The organism is Neorhodopirellula pilleata, assembly GCF_007859915.1.
In the GTDB taxonomy this organism is placed as follows: domain Bacteria; phylum Planctomycetota; class Planctomycetia; order Pirellulales; family Pirellulaceae; genus Rhodopirellula; species Rhodopirellula pilleata.
In genome coordinates, this window is sequence record NZ_SJPM01000027.1 from 1 (window position 1) to 14,793 (window position 14,793).

The 14,793-nt window shown below is 55.8% G+C and carries 11 protein-coding genes; 4 read left to right on the forward strand and 7 right to left on the reverse strand.

Annotated elements, in window-relative coordinates; genetic code table 11:
* Nucleotides 1-426: 426 nt before the first annotated feature.
* The 6 genes from Pla100_RS28370 to Pla100_RS28395 form a co-directional block, all read right to left on the reverse strand.
* Nucleotides 427-1,542 (reverse strand): SPFH domain-containing protein, encoded by a 1,116-nt coding sequence (locus Pla100_RS28370; protein WP_146582435.1) that lies wholly within the window; start codon nucleotides 1,540-1,542, stop codon nucleotides 427-429.
* 105 nt (nucleotides 1,543-1,647) lie between these two features.
* Nucleotides 1,648-2,487, reverse strand: a complete 840-nt coding sequence (lptB, locus tag Pla100_RS28375; protein WP_146582437.1) for an LPS export ABC transporter ATP-binding protein — start codon at nucleotides 2,485-2,487, stop codon at nucleotides 1,648-1,650.
* Nucleotides 2,488-2,529: 42 nt separating this feature from the next.
* Nucleotides 2,530-4,626, reverse strand: coding sequence for a S26 family signal peptidase (locus Pla100_RS28380; protein WP_146582438.1), 2,097 nt, complete (start codon nucleotides 4,624-4,626; stop codon nucleotides 2,530-2,532).
* Nucleotides 4,627-4,709: 83 nt separating this feature from the next.
* Nucleotides 4,710-5,678, reverse strand: a complete 969-nt coding sequence (locus Pla100_RS28385; RefSeq protein WP_146582440.1) for an NAD-dependent epimerase/dehydratase family protein — start codon at nucleotides 5,676-5,678, stop codon at nucleotides 4,710-4,712.
* 445 nt (nucleotides 5,679-6,123) lie between these two features.
* Nucleotides 6,124-7,584 carry an SHD1 domain-containing protein gene (locus tag Pla100_RS28390; RefSeq protein ID WP_197168305.1) on the reverse strand — a complete coding sequence of 487 codons (1,461 nt, stop codon included), beginning with the start codon at nucleotides 7,582-7,584 and terminating at the stop codon, nucleotides 6,124-6,126.
* Complete coding sequence (locus Pla100_RS28395) at nucleotides 7,581-8,996, reverse strand: DUF1570 domain-containing protein (protein ID WP_231603738.1); 1,416 nt, start codon at nucleotides 8,994-8,996, stop codon at nucleotides 7,581-7,583. The genes Pla100_RS28390 and Pla100_RS28395 overlap by 4 nt, the downstream gene beginning before the upstream one ends.
* 274 nt (nucleotides 8,997-9,270) lie before the next feature.
* On the opposite strand from Pla100_RS28395, the gene Pla100_RS31325 reads away from it, so the two are divergent.
* The gene (locus tag Pla100_RS31325; protein ID WP_197168306.1) at nucleotides 9,271-9,447 is read left to right on the forward strand and encodes a hypothetical protein; all 177 of its coding nucleotides are present in this window, start codon (nucleotides 9,271-9,273) and stop codon (nucleotides 9,445-9,447) included.
* Nucleotides 9,448-9,508: 61 nt separating this feature from the next.
* Here Pla100_RS31325 and Pla100_RS28400 read toward each other — a convergent pair whose 3' ends face one another.
* Complete coding sequence (locus Pla100_RS28400) at nucleotides 9,509-11,728, reverse strand: double zinc ribbon domain-containing protein (protein WP_146582446.1); 2,220 nt, start codon at nucleotides 11,726-11,728, stop codon at nucleotides 9,509-9,511.
* 636 nt (nucleotides 11,729-12,364) lie between these two features.
* On the opposite strand from Pla100_RS28400, the gene Pla100_RS32265 reads away from it, so the two are divergent.
* From Pla100_RS32265 to Pla100_RS28415, 3 genes are all read left to right on the forward strand, one after another.
* The gene (locus Pla100_RS32265; protein WP_315853500.1) at nucleotides 12,365-13,702 is read left to right on the forward strand and encodes a prepilin peptidase; all 1,338 of its coding nucleotides are present in this window, start codon (nucleotides 12,365-12,367) and stop codon (nucleotides 13,700-13,702) included.
* 178 nt (nucleotides 13,703-13,880) lie between these two features.
* Nucleotides 13,881-14,480: an RNA polymerase sigma factor gene (locus Pla100_RS28410; protein ID WP_146582448.1), complete on the forward strand. Its 600-nt coding sequence runs from the start codon at nucleotides 13,881-13,883 to the stop codon at nucleotides 14,478-14,480.
* A 21-nt stretch (nucleotides 14,481-14,501) separates the two neighbouring features.
* On the forward strand, nucleotides 14,502-14,786 hold the full coding sequence (locus Pla100_RS28415; RefSeq protein ID WP_231603734.1) for a hypothetical protein: 285 nt from the start codon (nucleotides 14,502-14,504) through the stop codon (nucleotides 14,784-14,786).
* Nucleotides 14,787-14,793: the final 7 nt, after the last annotated feature.

The following is a 14,793-nucleotide window of genomic DNA, read 5'->3' on the forward strand; positions in this document are numbered from 1 at the left end:
CGGGTCACTTGTTAAGTAGGCTGGGTGGAGGAGGGCTTTGACGACGAACACCCGGCAGCGGTTTTGGGTCAAGGTAGTTTGAACCGATGCATGCCGGGTCTTCGCTATCGCTGCGACCCAGCCTACGACTAGCCGGCGATTGCTTTAGTCGGGTCACTTGTTAAGTAGGCTGGGTGGAGGAGGGCTTTGACGACGAACACCCGGCAGCGGTTTTGGGTCAAGGTAGTTTGAACCGATGCATGCCGGGTCTCCGCTATCGCTGCGACCCAGCCTACGACTAGCCGGCGATTGCTTTAGTCGGGTCACTTGTTAAGTAGGCTGGGTGGAGGAGGGCTTTGACGACGAACACCCGGCAGTGGTTTTGGGTCAAGGTAGTTTGAACCGATGCATGCCGGGTCTCCGCTATCGCTGCGACCCAGCCTACGGCTAGCTGCCGGGGATGGGTGGTGGGGCCGCGCCGAATAGGTTGGACAGGCCCGGCGTGGTTCCGGCGGCTGACCATTGGGGCATGCCGGTTTTCCAAACCAACGTTTGATCGTTGACTTCGCCGGAGGAGATTCCTGATTGAATCTGAGCCATCGAAAATGGGCCTTTCGATTCGCCCGCGACCGCGACGTACCAGGCATCGACCGGAGGTGGAGGAGGCACGTTGTTTGAATAGTTACCAACCGCTGCCCCCGAGCCACTCATGCCCGGCATCATCCGACTGGCCATCGCCATGCCCAACCCCAGGCCAAGGCCTTCGGATGCACCGCCACCTCCACCGCCCTCGGCGGCTGATGTCATCGCTTGACCCATTTGATATTGTTGAAAACGGTTCATGTCGCCGATCACGCCCATGCTCGTTCGTGTGTCGAGGGCTTTTTCGACCGATTCAGGCATCGAGATGTTGACGATGAATAGTTGCGGGCAATCCAAGCCGTACTCATCGTCGATTCGTTCACAAACTTGCTCTCGCAACTTCCCGGCAAGCATCTGATAGTTGCTCGCTAAATCCAACGCCGCGATCTGGGAGCTTCCGATCAAATCGGCGAAGGCGCTTTGGATGATCGAACGCATCAGCGTGTTGACGTCATCGGCTCCGAACTCGCCGTTCGTGCCGACAATCTCTCGCAACAACGCTTTGGGATCGACGGCCTTGAGCGTGTAAGTCCCGAAAGCTCGGATGCGGATCGGTCCGAACTCAGGATCACGCAGCATGATCGGATTGGGAGTCCCCCATTTCAAGTCCGTGACCTGCCGAGTGCTAACGAAATACACTTCCGCTTTGAATGGACTGTCGAAGCCGTATTTCCAACCTTCTAGGGTGGTCATGATGGGACGGTTCGCCGTCGTCAACTCGTAGTGACCGGGCGGATAGACGTCTGCGATCTCGCCTTGATAAACGAACACGGCCGTTTGACCGGGCCGGACGATCAATTGGGCTCCGTTCTTGATCTCGTTGTCGTGCCTTGGGAATCGCCAAACGAGTGTGTGGCGAGAATCATCGATCCACTCGATGATGTCGATCAGTTCGGATTGAATCAGGTCAAACAGGCCCATGGTTCACCTCGTAACGGGAGCTATTAACGGTCAGATGGGGGTCGTTGGGAAGAGACGTTGTTGTAACGACTTCTGCGGTATCTGACACCTGGACTAACGAAACGATCAAACGTCCGTCACGCGAACCCGTCTCGGCTTGCGGACCGGGATCGGTGAGTGCGCGTCATCGAATCGATTTTCCGAATCGGAGATGGGCTTTGCCGAAACACCCGCAGCGGCGTCCAAATCCCCAAGGTATTCCTCGCGAACTTTGGGGTGACGTTTTACCTCATCGGGCGTCCCGTCGATGAGTACCTGGCCCTGATAGATCACGTAGCAACGATCGACCGTCGTCAGGATCTCGCGAGCGGCGTGGTCGGTAATCAGCACACTAATTCCCGAATCCCTGAGTTGTGTGATCACTCCCTGGATCGATTGAACCGTGACCGGATCGATGCCGGCAAAGGGCTCGTCGAGCATCACGATTCGCGGATTGGACACGAGGCATCGTGCGATTTCGAGCCGTCGCCGTTCGCCGCCGCTGAGTCCCGCCGCGAGACTTTTGCGGATGTGCGTGATGTTGAACTCTTGGAGCAATTCGTCGGTGCGATAGCGTCGCTGCTTGCGATCGAAGCCGAGCAATTCCAGCAAGGCTGAAATGTTCTGCTCGACGGTCAGCTTTTTGAAAACACTGGGTTCCTGCGGCAGGTAGCCCATTTGGCCGTCCCGGGCACGGCGGAACATCGGCCAATCGGTGACGTCTTGCCCGGCAAGATACACGCGACCGCGATCGGGTTGCACGAGCCCGCAAATCATCCGAAAACTGGTCGATTTCCCCGCGCCGTTGGGTCCGAGGAGGCCGACGATTTCCGCATCACCGACGCACAAATTGACACCGTCGACGACGCGTCGGCGACCGTACGTTTTCTGCAAACCGACCGCTTCGAGGATTAAATCAGGTTCCATGTCTTCTTCATCCCAAAAATGACATTTCGCCACAATCTCGATTTACCGAATCAGCCGCATCCGCTCAACATTGGGAGTGAACGGCAACGGCGAACGCCACGGATGAGGCCAGAAAATCGCCAAGGCTTTGCCGACCAAGAGATCACGGGGAACGTACGACGCATTCGCAAATCGATAGGCATTCTCGTCGACACTGCGTCCGCGGCCGTATTTTTCTTTGGTCCCCGCCCAACACCGCGCATCGAGACTCTCGGGACTGTTATCCCCCATCGGGAAGAACTGGTCCTCACCGAGCGGGAAGGAAACGCGTTTGCGAAATCCCCAGCCTGGGAAATCTTTCCACACCGTCGGCTCACCCATGACGGCTTGTAATTCGTCTTCGCGAACCATGCCTCCGGCGAAATCGCTGAGCCGGTTCATGTCGTAGTCCAACATCATCTGAGTGGAACCGTCCGTCGCGATGTAGTACTTGTCGCGATCGATCGTCAATCGTCGCACGATCGCGCTGCCTCCGTCGACGGTGAGCCCTACCGGCGACGCATCCCCCGGGTCGCCGGGACCGTTGTAGACCGGCGCGACTTCATCGAATGGCAAAAACGAAGCCACGTTGAACGTCGTCGGGCGGTCAAATTCGATGACCTCGCCGTCGACCCACACCAGCAACTGATTATCGCAGTTGCTGAAGCGAATCGAATGTTGACCCCCGGCTCTCACGCCAGTGTCCGCTTGTGGGGACAAGGCCTCTGGACCATCGTCCCCGTCGAAAGGTCTCGATTTCCCGTCGCTAATCGCCAGGGAAACCTTGCCGCTGGCGAGATCAAATTGGCATTGATAACGAACGCCAGCTTCGACGATTTCTAGTGTCAATGCCTTGGCATCGGCAGACGTCTCGACCTCGGTCTGAACGATCAAGTCGCCCACCCAATGGACACCCTCGTTGGCAAACCCGGAATTTCCGTAGTTGAGATAACGTCCAAACTGTTCCAAGTCCCCACCGGACTCGTAATCCGGGCGGAAGACCCCTTGATCGTGGGTTCGGCCCAGCAAACGCTGCACACGTGACACCCGCGCCGGCGAAGGCTTCAAGTCGTATACGCGATCGGCATCGACGTACAGATAAGCATCATAGGCGTGAAAATCCGTGATCAGTCGACTGCTGTAGGGGTCCACTGCGGCAAGCGACAAACCGCTGACCGCCTTGGCCCACTGCTCGTCGGTGGGCCAGTGATGATAGTAGCGCAACCAATTCGCTTCTCCCGATTTGGCGGCCGACTCGGGTAACTCGGCGATCAGTCCCAGATCACTGCGTTGGATTTGCCACGAGTCGGACGGTGGCTCGCTAACGCCTGGACGCCATGGTTGCAGCCGGGCCGGGAAACCCGATTTCAAAATCGCCGAAGATTGATGATCGCTGTCGTACACGACGTGTTTCATCGCCATCAGCGTCGATGGTGGCTTTCGTAGGATCTCGCCAAGATTATTAAACGGCGGACTGGTAATCGGTTGGTTCTCCGAATCCCCGGCGGAATCAGTAGGCCGCGCGTAGACGTCACCATGAAGGATCGACAGGGTTTCGTTAGGCAACCCGACCAGCCGCTTGATGTAGTTTTGTTTTGGGTTGACGGGCACCTTGAAGACGATCACGTCCCAACGATCGGGATCGCTGACCGCATAGGCAAACTTGCTGACCAAGATTCGGTCGCCGCTGAAGGTTCCGTGATCGGGCGTTGCGGCGAGGTCCATCGGATTGGTGAATCGGCAATTCGGACAGATCCCGCCGACGACGACGTTCTCGATATTGACGTCTCGGTTTTCCAAACTCGCCCCGACCGGAAACTGTTCGCCGCATTGTTGGCAGAACACATCCTTGTGAGCCCCCATCAGAGCGGGGGCCATCGAGCCGGTCGGAATCACGAACGCTTCGGCAATGAAAGCCCGGAACAACAACGCAAGAACGAACGCGACGACGAACGCCTCCGCCGTTTCACGTCCCGCTTGGACACGAAACACGGCCGCCCGTTGCTGAGTCACCGACAACGAATCCCAGGCTTCCTGGGCAGTCGGCTCGTTCGATTCCGGGGAATCGGACGATTCAGCGGCGGTCGACTCGGAATCGGAGGTGGCGGCGGGTTCAGGCATTTCGTGAATCAGCGGCAAGTGGAGAGAATGGCTGTGCGTGTCAGTGTAGCAGGCCAGCCCGCCTGAACGGTAGCGTGACTTGGCTAGGGCAACGAAAGCATTCGTTCCAGGCCTTCGTCGAGCGACATCAACGGCCGATCGAGAATTTGCCGCATCTTCGTGATGTCGGGACAACGCCGGGTCATGTCACCTTCTTCGAGCGGTGGAAGGTGACGAATCTTCGAGCGACTGCCGGTCATGCGAATAATCCGCTCGGCCAAATCCAAAACCGTGTGCTCGATATCGCTGCCGATGTTGATCGTTTCGCCGGCGAGTGATTCGTCGTTCAAAACACGCGTGACCGTGTCCAAATTATCGTCGATGTAACAAAATGTTCTTGTTTGCGATCCGTCGCCATAAACGGTGATGTCTTGGTTCGTCCGCGCCAACTCGATGAACTTGGGCACCACAAAATCGGTCGACTGTTTGGGGCCATACGTGTTGAAGAAACGGAACACGTTGAAGGGCAGTTCAAACTCTTGATAGTAGGAACGAAAATACGACTCGCCGAGATTCTTGATGATCGCGTAAGGAAGGCGTGAGTTCAGAGGCGTGGTTTCCTCATGCTGGGGCAGTTCGACGGGCTCACCGTACACTTCACTGCTGCTTGCGAAGAAGACTCGCTCGACGCCCGTGTTTTTGGACAGCGACAACACGTTGCGGATGCCATCGATGTCTCGCAACACCGCGACCGGATTGGCAAGCGTTCGTTGCACGCCCACCAAGGCGGCATAATGAAAGACGTAATTGAATTGATGAGCCGTCATGACCGGAGTCAGGTCGTCGAGGTCATTCACATCGGCTTTGATAAAGCGAAAATTTGGCAGATCACGCGGCGGTAATTTTTCGATCGAACCGGTAACGAGGTTGTCGACCACGACGACCTCATTGAGTGGAGACTGCGTCAACCGGCAAGCCAGCGAACCGCCCACGTTGCCGGCACCTCCGGTTATCAGAATCTTACGTTTTTTCGTCGTCTCAATGTTCGTGTTGTTCGCGGTCAATGAAGGCATCCGGATTAAATGAGCCGAGTGGTGTGTCGAAGTTTAGTTTTAGGGTGAGCCGAACGCGCTAGCGGGCTGTCGATTTAGTTAGCCGTACCGCGTTAGCGGCGGTTTGCACGGCCGTTAACCGGGGCTAACGCCCATCGGCTAATTGTTGTCACTCGGTAAACGACTAAAACAACAGCCCGCTAGCGGCGTGTTGATTTAATCGTAACCCGAAGCGTCAGCGAGGGATTCATCACCATTAAGTCCTTTGTATGTATCCCTCGCTCACGCTTCGGGTTTCGATGAGGACCAAATTAACAGCCCGCTAGCGCCAAAACGTCTAATCCTAAAATTAAAGTTGGACAAAGCACTAGCTTGGTTACCAATGAATGAAGAAGAAGGTCAAAGTATAGCCAACGGACCTGAGTTCGGGGATGCTCGGCTGAGCATTCCTGATCGTCTCGAACCGCTAGAGCCCGCGCAGCGCTTCGGGGCTCAATGCGAATGTTTCGGCGATCTCTTGATCGATTTTGCCAAGGCGTTCCAACGGCACATAGATTCGCTGCCCGTTGTCGATCCGTTGTAATGCGACATCGGTTTCCGTTCGACCTAGCATTCGAGCGGCAATCTTGAACGAGCCACTTGTGTCAGACCATTCACGTTCAACCACCGTCGCGGCTTTCCACATTTGCTTCCATCGGGTTCGCAACGAGCGTGCTTGGTTGATCATCTCTTCTCGGTCACGTCGATCTCTCGATGACTCATCCGGCACGGCTCCATCGTCTAAATCTCGGCTTGCGATTTCTTCGATCGTTTCGTGAATCGCGGAGTCGTAAGGCGGTGGCGCATTATAAAACAGCATTGAAACGATATCAGGGCCCGTTCGACTGCGGGCTTTGCCGAACGCGGTGCGTAGGCCGCTGAGTTGTTCGGGGGTGAGTCGCGGAAGGTTCTCGCGGTCCAGTGCAGTCGCGGTCGGCAATAACATCGCATCGAATAGTGTTCTCCGCCACGGATCGAGACGTTGAAAACTGACGCGGACCAAGTATGAATTGCCCCGTCCGGCGAAGGTCACCCCGCTTACTTCGTAGTCGGTGTTTCCACCAATCGGCATGGAGTCGTTGATCGAGAACTCGCTGTACCCGGTTCCTGAGACTCGGATGTTTGCGCCGACGTTGGCCCCGCCTGCTATTTCGCATTCCAGATCAAATGCGGCCACGTTGGGATCGTTACTCGTTTTGGGTTTTACCGTCTGCAAAAGGAACACAGAAGTTGCGACCGGATCGCTTTCTTCGTCACCCTTTCTGAGCAGATTGACTTTGCGATAGTCTTTGTATCCGAACGGTGCCGAAGCGTCTTTGTCGGACAGACGGCACAGCGGCAAGCCTGCCAGTTGGCCGACGAGCATCGGCATGTTGGTGTTTGACGTGGTTGCCAATAACTCGCCTTGAAAGTTTGCTTTCATTCGCCCGGAACAGAACAAGAACAAGCCCGGATAAACCTTCATGTCGGTCACCTGGGCTTTCCTTTGCCGGGCAGCCCATTTGGCCATCGAATCGAATCGTGCCTGGATGTCCGGAGGGGCTAACGAAGGCCCAGGAACCGGCGTTACCTCTTGACTCAACATGCCCATCAATCGTTCAACCGCTTCCGGTCCGGAATAGGGGCCCGTCGCCGTAAAAGGGTGCGTTGTGAATTCGGCTTCCCAATGTTCGTCCGTCAGGGCGATCATCCGATAACGAACACGGCAGCGTCGCCGAACTTCGGGTTCACGGGCATCCTGGCAGATCAATCGAAACTCGACGCCGTACTCGAGTTCCTGTCCGACGACGGGGCGATATCGCAAAGTCTGGCCGCAAACGTCCGATGTGGTGAGTGGCATCATTGCCAAGCATACCAAGGCGATGCGACCGAAATCATTAAGTGTCAATTCGTTTCCTCGGCGAGTCGTTCGATGTCCGTACGCAAACCGCGCATGTATCGTCTCCATTCCAATTCTAACGTGGTGCGGTCGCCAAAGCATTCATCAAAGATTTTCAGCAAATCATCACTGCGTTCTTGTGGCGATTCGTCTTTGTCCAGTTCGCCGACTCGTTTATAAAATCTCATCAACGCATCGAATCTTTGATCAAACAAAAAGTGCGTCAGCGCCCAAGCTTGACCGTAAGCCGGCAATTGATCGCCGAGCGCTGTTTCGAGTGCAAAGCCGATATCCGAAACAATGAACTCCAGACTGCCGCGAACCGGGTCGCCTTCGAGCACTCGGTAATAACTGATGCGACTTTCATCGACCACTCCGATGCCGCTCCATTTCGCCATCCGAGCGGACTCGAAATACGACGCCATGCCCTCGTGGACCCAACGCACGAACGCGCCGTCGCGCGGAAAGACGCCGGTGTTAGCGGCCAGATGGTGAACCGCTTCATGAGACACCGTGGCGACGTCTTCGCTCTCGCGGGTAATGTCGATGAGCAGTTCAATCGTCTTGGCAAACCGAATCAATTCGCCCGCACCGGCCATGCGGGATTTCTTGGCCAGTTCGCGGGCTTGAACCAATTGCTGGTCCAACTGCATCAATGCCTTAAAATGATCGGATGTCCCCGAGTCGTAGAACATCGAAACGTTTTCAGCGGGCAAATAGAACCCGGCGGTCTGTTTCAAGCTTCCGCCCAAACGTCGTTCCATTTGCATGAAGTCGGCGTGTTTGCTGAACAGCACCACCTCCAACCGCTTCGTCGGAGGACGTAAGAAAACACCACGAAAGGCGAATGTTAGGAAGTACGATTCATAAACCGTTTCGAGCAGTTCCAGTCGCATCTCCGCGCGAGTCCGACCGGTCACTTCATCCTTGGCCGATTGTTCATCGTGCAGCAAGAGAAAGTGTTTGCTGCGGGTGGCCGTCATCGCGCGACCGCCGACGTAATCTCGGACATGTTTCTCAATGTCGGGATCGGTCGCCAACGGCCGATTGATGTACTGCATCAAACCGGCAAGTTTTCGCAAATGCGGATGCGATGAATCAATCTTCCACGCCACGCTGAGTAAGGACTTGGATTGTTCGAGCATGCCGTTCTGCAATGCCCACCGAGCGAGTTCGAGCACTTTGTCGACATCATTAGACGATTCGACTTCGCGGAGCCGTTTGGAATAGACCGAGATCGCAGTCGGACTTTCGATGACCTGAATGTCCCGAGAGCTGAAGTGCAGCGAGCCCCGCGGATGTCGGTGGGTGGCGGTCCCACCGGCGTGATGCGTGACGGAGCCTTCAAGCAATAGCTGCAACGTCGTGCCGGGCAATTGATAGACGGTATAGTCAGCCCAGACCGTCGGCCCGGCTAACATGCTTGACAACCAAGACCCGGCGACAAAAAAGAGTGCCGAGCGAATCAGACAAAAAGTCAAGCATCGCATGAGAATGAACTTCTGTGGGTGGATTCGGATCGTGGCACCCGGGCTAGGATCGAGCCGTCGTTCGGGTAGTTAGTTTTAACGCGAGAAAAACGCGAGCTTCTGCTGAGAGTTCGCTACCAGAGTGATGCCGAGTCGACCAAATAACATGTCAACGCACGTACACATGGAGCTTTGGAAGCTCTAGGTTAAGCCAATCAATCCATCAATGCAAACAGTCCAGCTTCGGCGGCGATGGGGCCAGCTTTGGCGGCGATTGTGCCAGCTTCGGCGGCGATTGTGCCAGCGTACCGATTTGCGGTGGTTCTTCATCGAAGCGGCAATCGACGTCGGTTCGATACAGAGTGTCTCGAGCGACATCGCGGTCATCGCGTCGCCAAGGTAGCCGAAGATGCCGTGGCGTTGGGAACCCTGGTTGCCAAGAATTTCGCTGCGGTATGCAGGGGTTACTTCACCAGCACTCGGCGAAGAAATCCGTGTTGAAGATGTGCTTGCCCGACACACCAAGTTTGTTGCACGTCCATATGTCGGAAGGTGTTCTTGCCTTCTTCGAGCAACTTGATCAGTCGCATCCGTAAAGCGGTCTGCTTCTGTTCGATTTGGTCGTCGACACGATTGGGACATTCGATTGCCGAGAGGTTGCGTTTGGACTGTTCGGCCTTTTCGCTGGTCAGTTTAGTCTCCCTTGCGACGATGCTGGTGATATCTTCGCCGCCGGCTTCTTGCGTCCAGTACCAAATCGAGATTGGCGAAACGAGGACCATGGTGGTCTTGGCCGCGCCGACATCGATCAAAGCGATTGTCGGTTGCTTTTCCTCACTGGTGAGGCTTCGAGTGCTCTCTTTCTTTTCCTTTTTGCCTTTTTTGCCTTTGTTCTTTTTGTCGTTCGCCTCGAGATCCTCGTCGTCTTCCTCCGGTTCTTCGGGGGACAATAAATCGGCGAATTCGAACGCGGCAAAGTTGGCCAACGCGATCGCTTCGGGGACGAGACCTTCGATCGTCGTCAATCCGCCGGTGCCGAGCAAATCGAGTCGTCGCTGTACGGCTATTTTGGTTGCAGCGGCCATTATGAGTGGGCGACCGGTCTTGGATTCTTTGTCAAAGCCGTGTCGCCACGTCACCAACGCCAAGTCTTCCTTGTCGATCGGAATGCGTCCGCGAACTTCCAAGTCCACCAAGCGGTCGGCATCCTTGTCTTTGACGGGTGGAAGTTCGCAAAAACGGGCGACCGCGTCAAATGAACTCAAGTTGCACCAAACGGTCGCGCCGGTCAGATCGATTTGTTCAAGCAGCGTCTTGATTGCGGCGGGGATTTCCTGAGTCCCGCCACCTCGGACATTGCCACCACGGTTGATCGGGGCGGAGTAATCGACATGAACGCATTTCATCAAGATCGGTTGGTCTTTACCTTTTTCGATTTGGATCTGCACAGCGCGCACGCCGCTGCTTCCGACATCGATGCCCCAAGCCAGCTTGCTTTTGCCTTTGGCAATTTTCGCGAACATGCCTTTCTTGGTGATCAAGTTGCCATCGACCCTCGCACGTCCAACGCCTTGAATGGCCAAACCGAGGGCGACGGCATATTGACTGAAATGAGCGATCGGTTCTTCGAGGGACGAGAGGTCCAAGGATTGGATTTGTCCGAGTACGCCGACGCGTCCGCCGACCCAAGTCTTTTGGCTGCCTTTCCAATCCGGGCTTGCGTCGCGGCGACTGTGCCGTTTTGCTTTGACGGCTTCTTTGAGCTGCTTGACCAAATCCGCCGCTTGGCCACTGCTGGGGATTTCTTTGGCAAACCGCATTGCCAAACGTCCCAGGATGTTGGTCGCGTAAGGCTCGTCGGCGAATTGATCGGACAGCCATCGAGCCGTTTCGATCTGCTGTTGCAACTTGTCGTAGGCTTTGCCACGTGCTGCTTGTGGAAGCGTGGCCAGAGTGTCGCTGGCGGCGGAGTACTCCTGACGTGCGTAGAGTTTCTCACAACGTCGCAGCAGTTTCTCGCCTAATTGCGTGGCCAACGTTTCATATTTGGCGTTGCCCGGCTGCAGCTCCAAGAGCTGACCGACCAAGCCACTCGCCATGACGTAATCTTTAGCGGCTAACGCTTCTTGCAGTTCACTCTGTAGGGCACCGAGCTGGTCGAGGTACATTTTGCCGGATTTGAGAATCTGACGCGACTCATCATCGAGCAATCGCTCTGGAACGGGTGATAGCAACGAGACCGCTTGAGCTTGGTTGCCTGTCGCGTAGAGCGTTTTGGCTTGCTCGATTCGCGAGGTCGCGTCGCCCAACATCCGGTCTCGTAATTGTTCGATTTTGCCTTTAGCCTGCCGCGCCGTATCGGCTTGTTTTTGGAAGCGGAAGTCTTTGCTCTCGCCGATCCTTTGCAGGATCGCGAGTGACCGTTCGTATTCGTGAATCTTGGCGGCGGCGACGGCTTCGCCAAGACGTTTTTCTTGATCCTGGATACGCTGATTCAACCAGGCGACCAAGTCCATGCCGCAAGAAACGCAGAATTTTTGCGTCAACGTGACCGGTCCGTTGCAGGTTTGGCAGGCTTCGTACAACGAATGTCCACAAGACGCGCAAAACTGAGCCGAATCGGTGTTGGCGTGCTGGCAAGCCCCGCACTGGAGTGCCGTCGAGGTGGATTCAGAGACAGACATAGAGGTTCGTAAAAATGATTTTTTGAAGGTGCCGTATCGATCCGTAGCGAAAGTCCCCACGACTTTCGACGAGTTGTGGGCGTAGCGAAAGTCTTGCGACTTTCGCTACGGCTTGATTTTGTTGTGCTGCTGTGTTTGCGTTAGGCGGACTAGTGCTTCGTCAAACCCTCAAATTAGGGTTGTTGAAGTGAGCCGACGGCGCTAGCCGCAGGCATTGCTCAACGCCCGACGCTAGCGGGCTGTTGATTTAATCGTAACCCGAAGCGTCAGCGAGGGATTGAACGCCATTAAAACTTTTGTATGTATCCCTCGCTCACGCTTCGGGTTTCGATGAGGACTAAAACAACAGCCCGCTAGCGCGTTCGGCTTACCCTAAAATTAGATTCTGACGAAGCACTAGACTTCCCGTCATCGCTGTGCGATTCGAGCTTAGTATCCACCGGGTGAGTCGCAAAAGCCTTTGAGCGCGATGCGTCGACGGTTGTCCCGAAAGTTCACGATTCCTTCATAAATCACCATGGTTGTCGAAGTGGCGGTTCGGCGTGTTCTCCCCGCTACTCGCAAACGCTTTCGTGGGCGATAACGTAGGCCGAAGAGGCACTGACCGCTTATTTCGTCGTTTTTGGAAACCCTTGCTTGACTTCTCGCCGCTCCCGTCGTCGCCATCCTTACCGGTCACTCGCATGGGGCGTGGCGGGCGGGTACTTGATCGCTGCCTCGGTATACGTGGCCGCAATGTCGCTGTGGTTTGCCGCCGGTCACGGTCATTGGTCGGCCGGTGAAGCGATGCTGCCGCGGATCAATGACGTGGTTGTATTCACGTTTTTCGCCGTGTGTGGCGGCAGTGTCGGCAGTTTCCTCAACGTCGTCGTCTGGCGAATGCCTCAGGGCCTCGGCGTCAACGGCCATTCGTATTGCCCCCGCTGTCACCACCGTTTACGGGCTCGTGACAACGTTCCCGTTTTTGGATGGTTGTGGCTACGAGGTCGATGCCGAGATTGTCGATTGCCGATTTCGTCTCGGTACCCGATCGTCGAGGCGGCCGTTGCGATCACGTTTGCGTTGGTGGGGACGTTGGAGCTTTACGGATGGAACTTGCCGTATCGGCCGTATCCGTTCTATGGAGCGCTCGCGATGCCTGTGGTTTCACCGGAATCGATCGTGGTGGTCGGGTATCATTTGGTCGGACTGGCGATCGCCTGGGCGATGGGGCTGATTCGTTACGACGGCCACTCCATGCCGGCTCGCTTGGTCGCCTTCGCTTCGGTTTGGCTGATCGGCGGAATGATGTTGATCCCTTCGTTGGCGGTCGTCCCGTGGCAACTTACCATGCCCGAGGATTGGATCGATGCGATGTGGGTGCATTCTTCGGTCGGATGGTCTGAACGTGGCCGTGAACATTTTCGAGACGCCTCCGTTTTCGTCGATGTTCTTGTTCGAATCGCAACAGCGCTGGTGGCAGCCGGCTTTTTTGCCCGCGTCTTGGCCCGTTCATTTTGTCCGCGAGCGGATCTCAAATCTGATCCGCTGGGAAGTCAGACGCGTCGAATGCTGGATTTGGTCGTGATGATTTCAGTGGTGGCTGTGATCATTGGTTGGCAATCCGTATCGGGGGTGCTGTTACTCGCGTCGCTCCTGGCGGTGATCGTGCGGCGTTGGTTCGGGCCTGAGCGTACCGACGTGATGGGACGATTTGCGTTGATGATGCCGATCGCATTGGCGACACAAATTTTGTTTTGGCGACCGTTGATGGAAACGCGATGGTGGCCAAGTGCCCCGAGTTTGGAGTCCGCATCATCGCGGGGCGTCTTGCTGGGCTTCGCCATTGCAACGCTTTTGATTCCGCTGTGGCTTCGGGAAAATTTGTGGCTTCGGGAGAATCCGCAAGACCGTGTCGAACGTCCCGAACCCGACGAGTCTGGTCAAGAAATCGAGTCGGAACCTGCGGCAACCCGGCCCGATCAAGTAGACTGATCCCCGTCCGGGCGTCTTGCGTTTCGAAAATCGGTTGGGATCTTACGCCAAAAGAAGGGTTTGGGAACCGCCGTATTGTGAACATTTCGGGGCGGCGTTTCGTCCCAACGGAAGGTTTCCTCAAGAGCCTGCATTTGATTGAAGCCCACGCTGAAATACATAGGATTCGAGCACTCCATTGACCCCAGGCGAAGAAACCGAACTGATTCGCCAGGCGTTGGCGGGCGACCAAACGGCGTTCGAATCGCTTGTTTTTGCGCATCAAGATCGACTTTTCGGTGCGATGACGCATGTTTGCGGTGGCGTTCACGATGCCGAAGAAGTCACTCAGGAGGCGTTCATTCGCGCGTATCTGAAGCTGGACACGTTTCATCAAAACAGCCAGTTCTTCACTTGGTTGTATCGAATCGCCTTCAACATCGCGTTGTCACGGAAACGTCGCAAAAGGGCCAAAATCTCGTTGGATCAACAGCGAGAGGATATCGGAAACGATGTCGTTGACGATGGCGAAGCGGTCGATGCGGCGATGATCCGAGACGATCAAGTCGCACTCGTTCGCAGCGCGATGACCCAGTTGAGCGAACAGCATCGCGGCATTTTGGTCTTGCGTGAGATGAACGAAGCATCCTACGAGGAGATTGCGGAAATTTTAGATCTGTCGATCGGCACCGTCCGTAGTCGCCTCAACCGCGCTCGAAAACAACTCCGCCTGGCGATCGAACAAATCCAAGGCGAGAGCGATTCGGAAGTGGAACCGACCGAACGCGAAAGCCACTGATGGTTTGTCACAAGTTGCCCTATGACGAAAGCAACCAACTCTTCCTCACCCATTAACCCGCCCGACTCGAATCAATCGGGCCGGAATTTTGACGCATCGAGTGAACCCAGTGGCGGTCAACCCGTGCCTCAACGCCAACCCCGACCGTTCATCGGGATTCAGTTTAAGTGTTGCCAAACCTATGGGCGGATCTATCGCAATCACGAAGCGACCGCCTACGCTGGTAATTGCCCGCGATGCGGCAAGCGGGTCTATGTTCCGATTCGACACGGTGGCGGATCGTCCAGGTTCTTTTCGGCGGGTTAAATCGTCG

Coding starts and splice junctions, on each gene's coding strand:
- Pla100_RS28370 (WP_146582435.1), bottom strand. CDS start 1,542: ATGGGCCTGTTTGACCTGATTCAATCCGAACTGATCGACATCATCGAG.
- lptB (WP_146582437.1), bottom strand. CDS start 2,487: ATGGAACCTGATTTAATCCTCGAAGCGGTCGGTTTGCAGAAAACGTAC.
- Pla100_RS28380 (WP_146582438.1), bottom strand. CDS start 4,626: ATGCCTGAACCCGCCGCCACCTCCGATTCCGAGTCGACCGCCGCTGAA.
- Pla100_RS28385 (WP_146582440.1), bottom strand. CDS start 5,678: ATGCCTTCATTGACCGCGAACAACACGAACATTGAGACGACGAAAAAA.
- Pla100_RS28395 (WP_231603738.1), bottom strand. CDS start 8,996: ATGTTAGCCGGGCCGACGGTCTGGGCTGACTATACCGTCTATCAATTG.
- Pla100_RS31325 (WP_197168306.1), top strand. CDS start 9,271: ATGCAAACAGTCCAGCTTCGGCGGCGATGGGGCCAGCTTTGGCGGCGA.
- Pla100_RS28400 (WP_146582446.1), bottom strand. CDS start 11,728: ATGTCTGTCTCTGAATCCACCTCGACGGCACTCCAGTGCGGGGCTTGC.
- Pla100_RS28415 (WP_231603734.1), top strand. CDS start 14,502: ATGACGAAAGCAACCAACTCTTCCTCACCCATTAACCCGCCCGACTCG.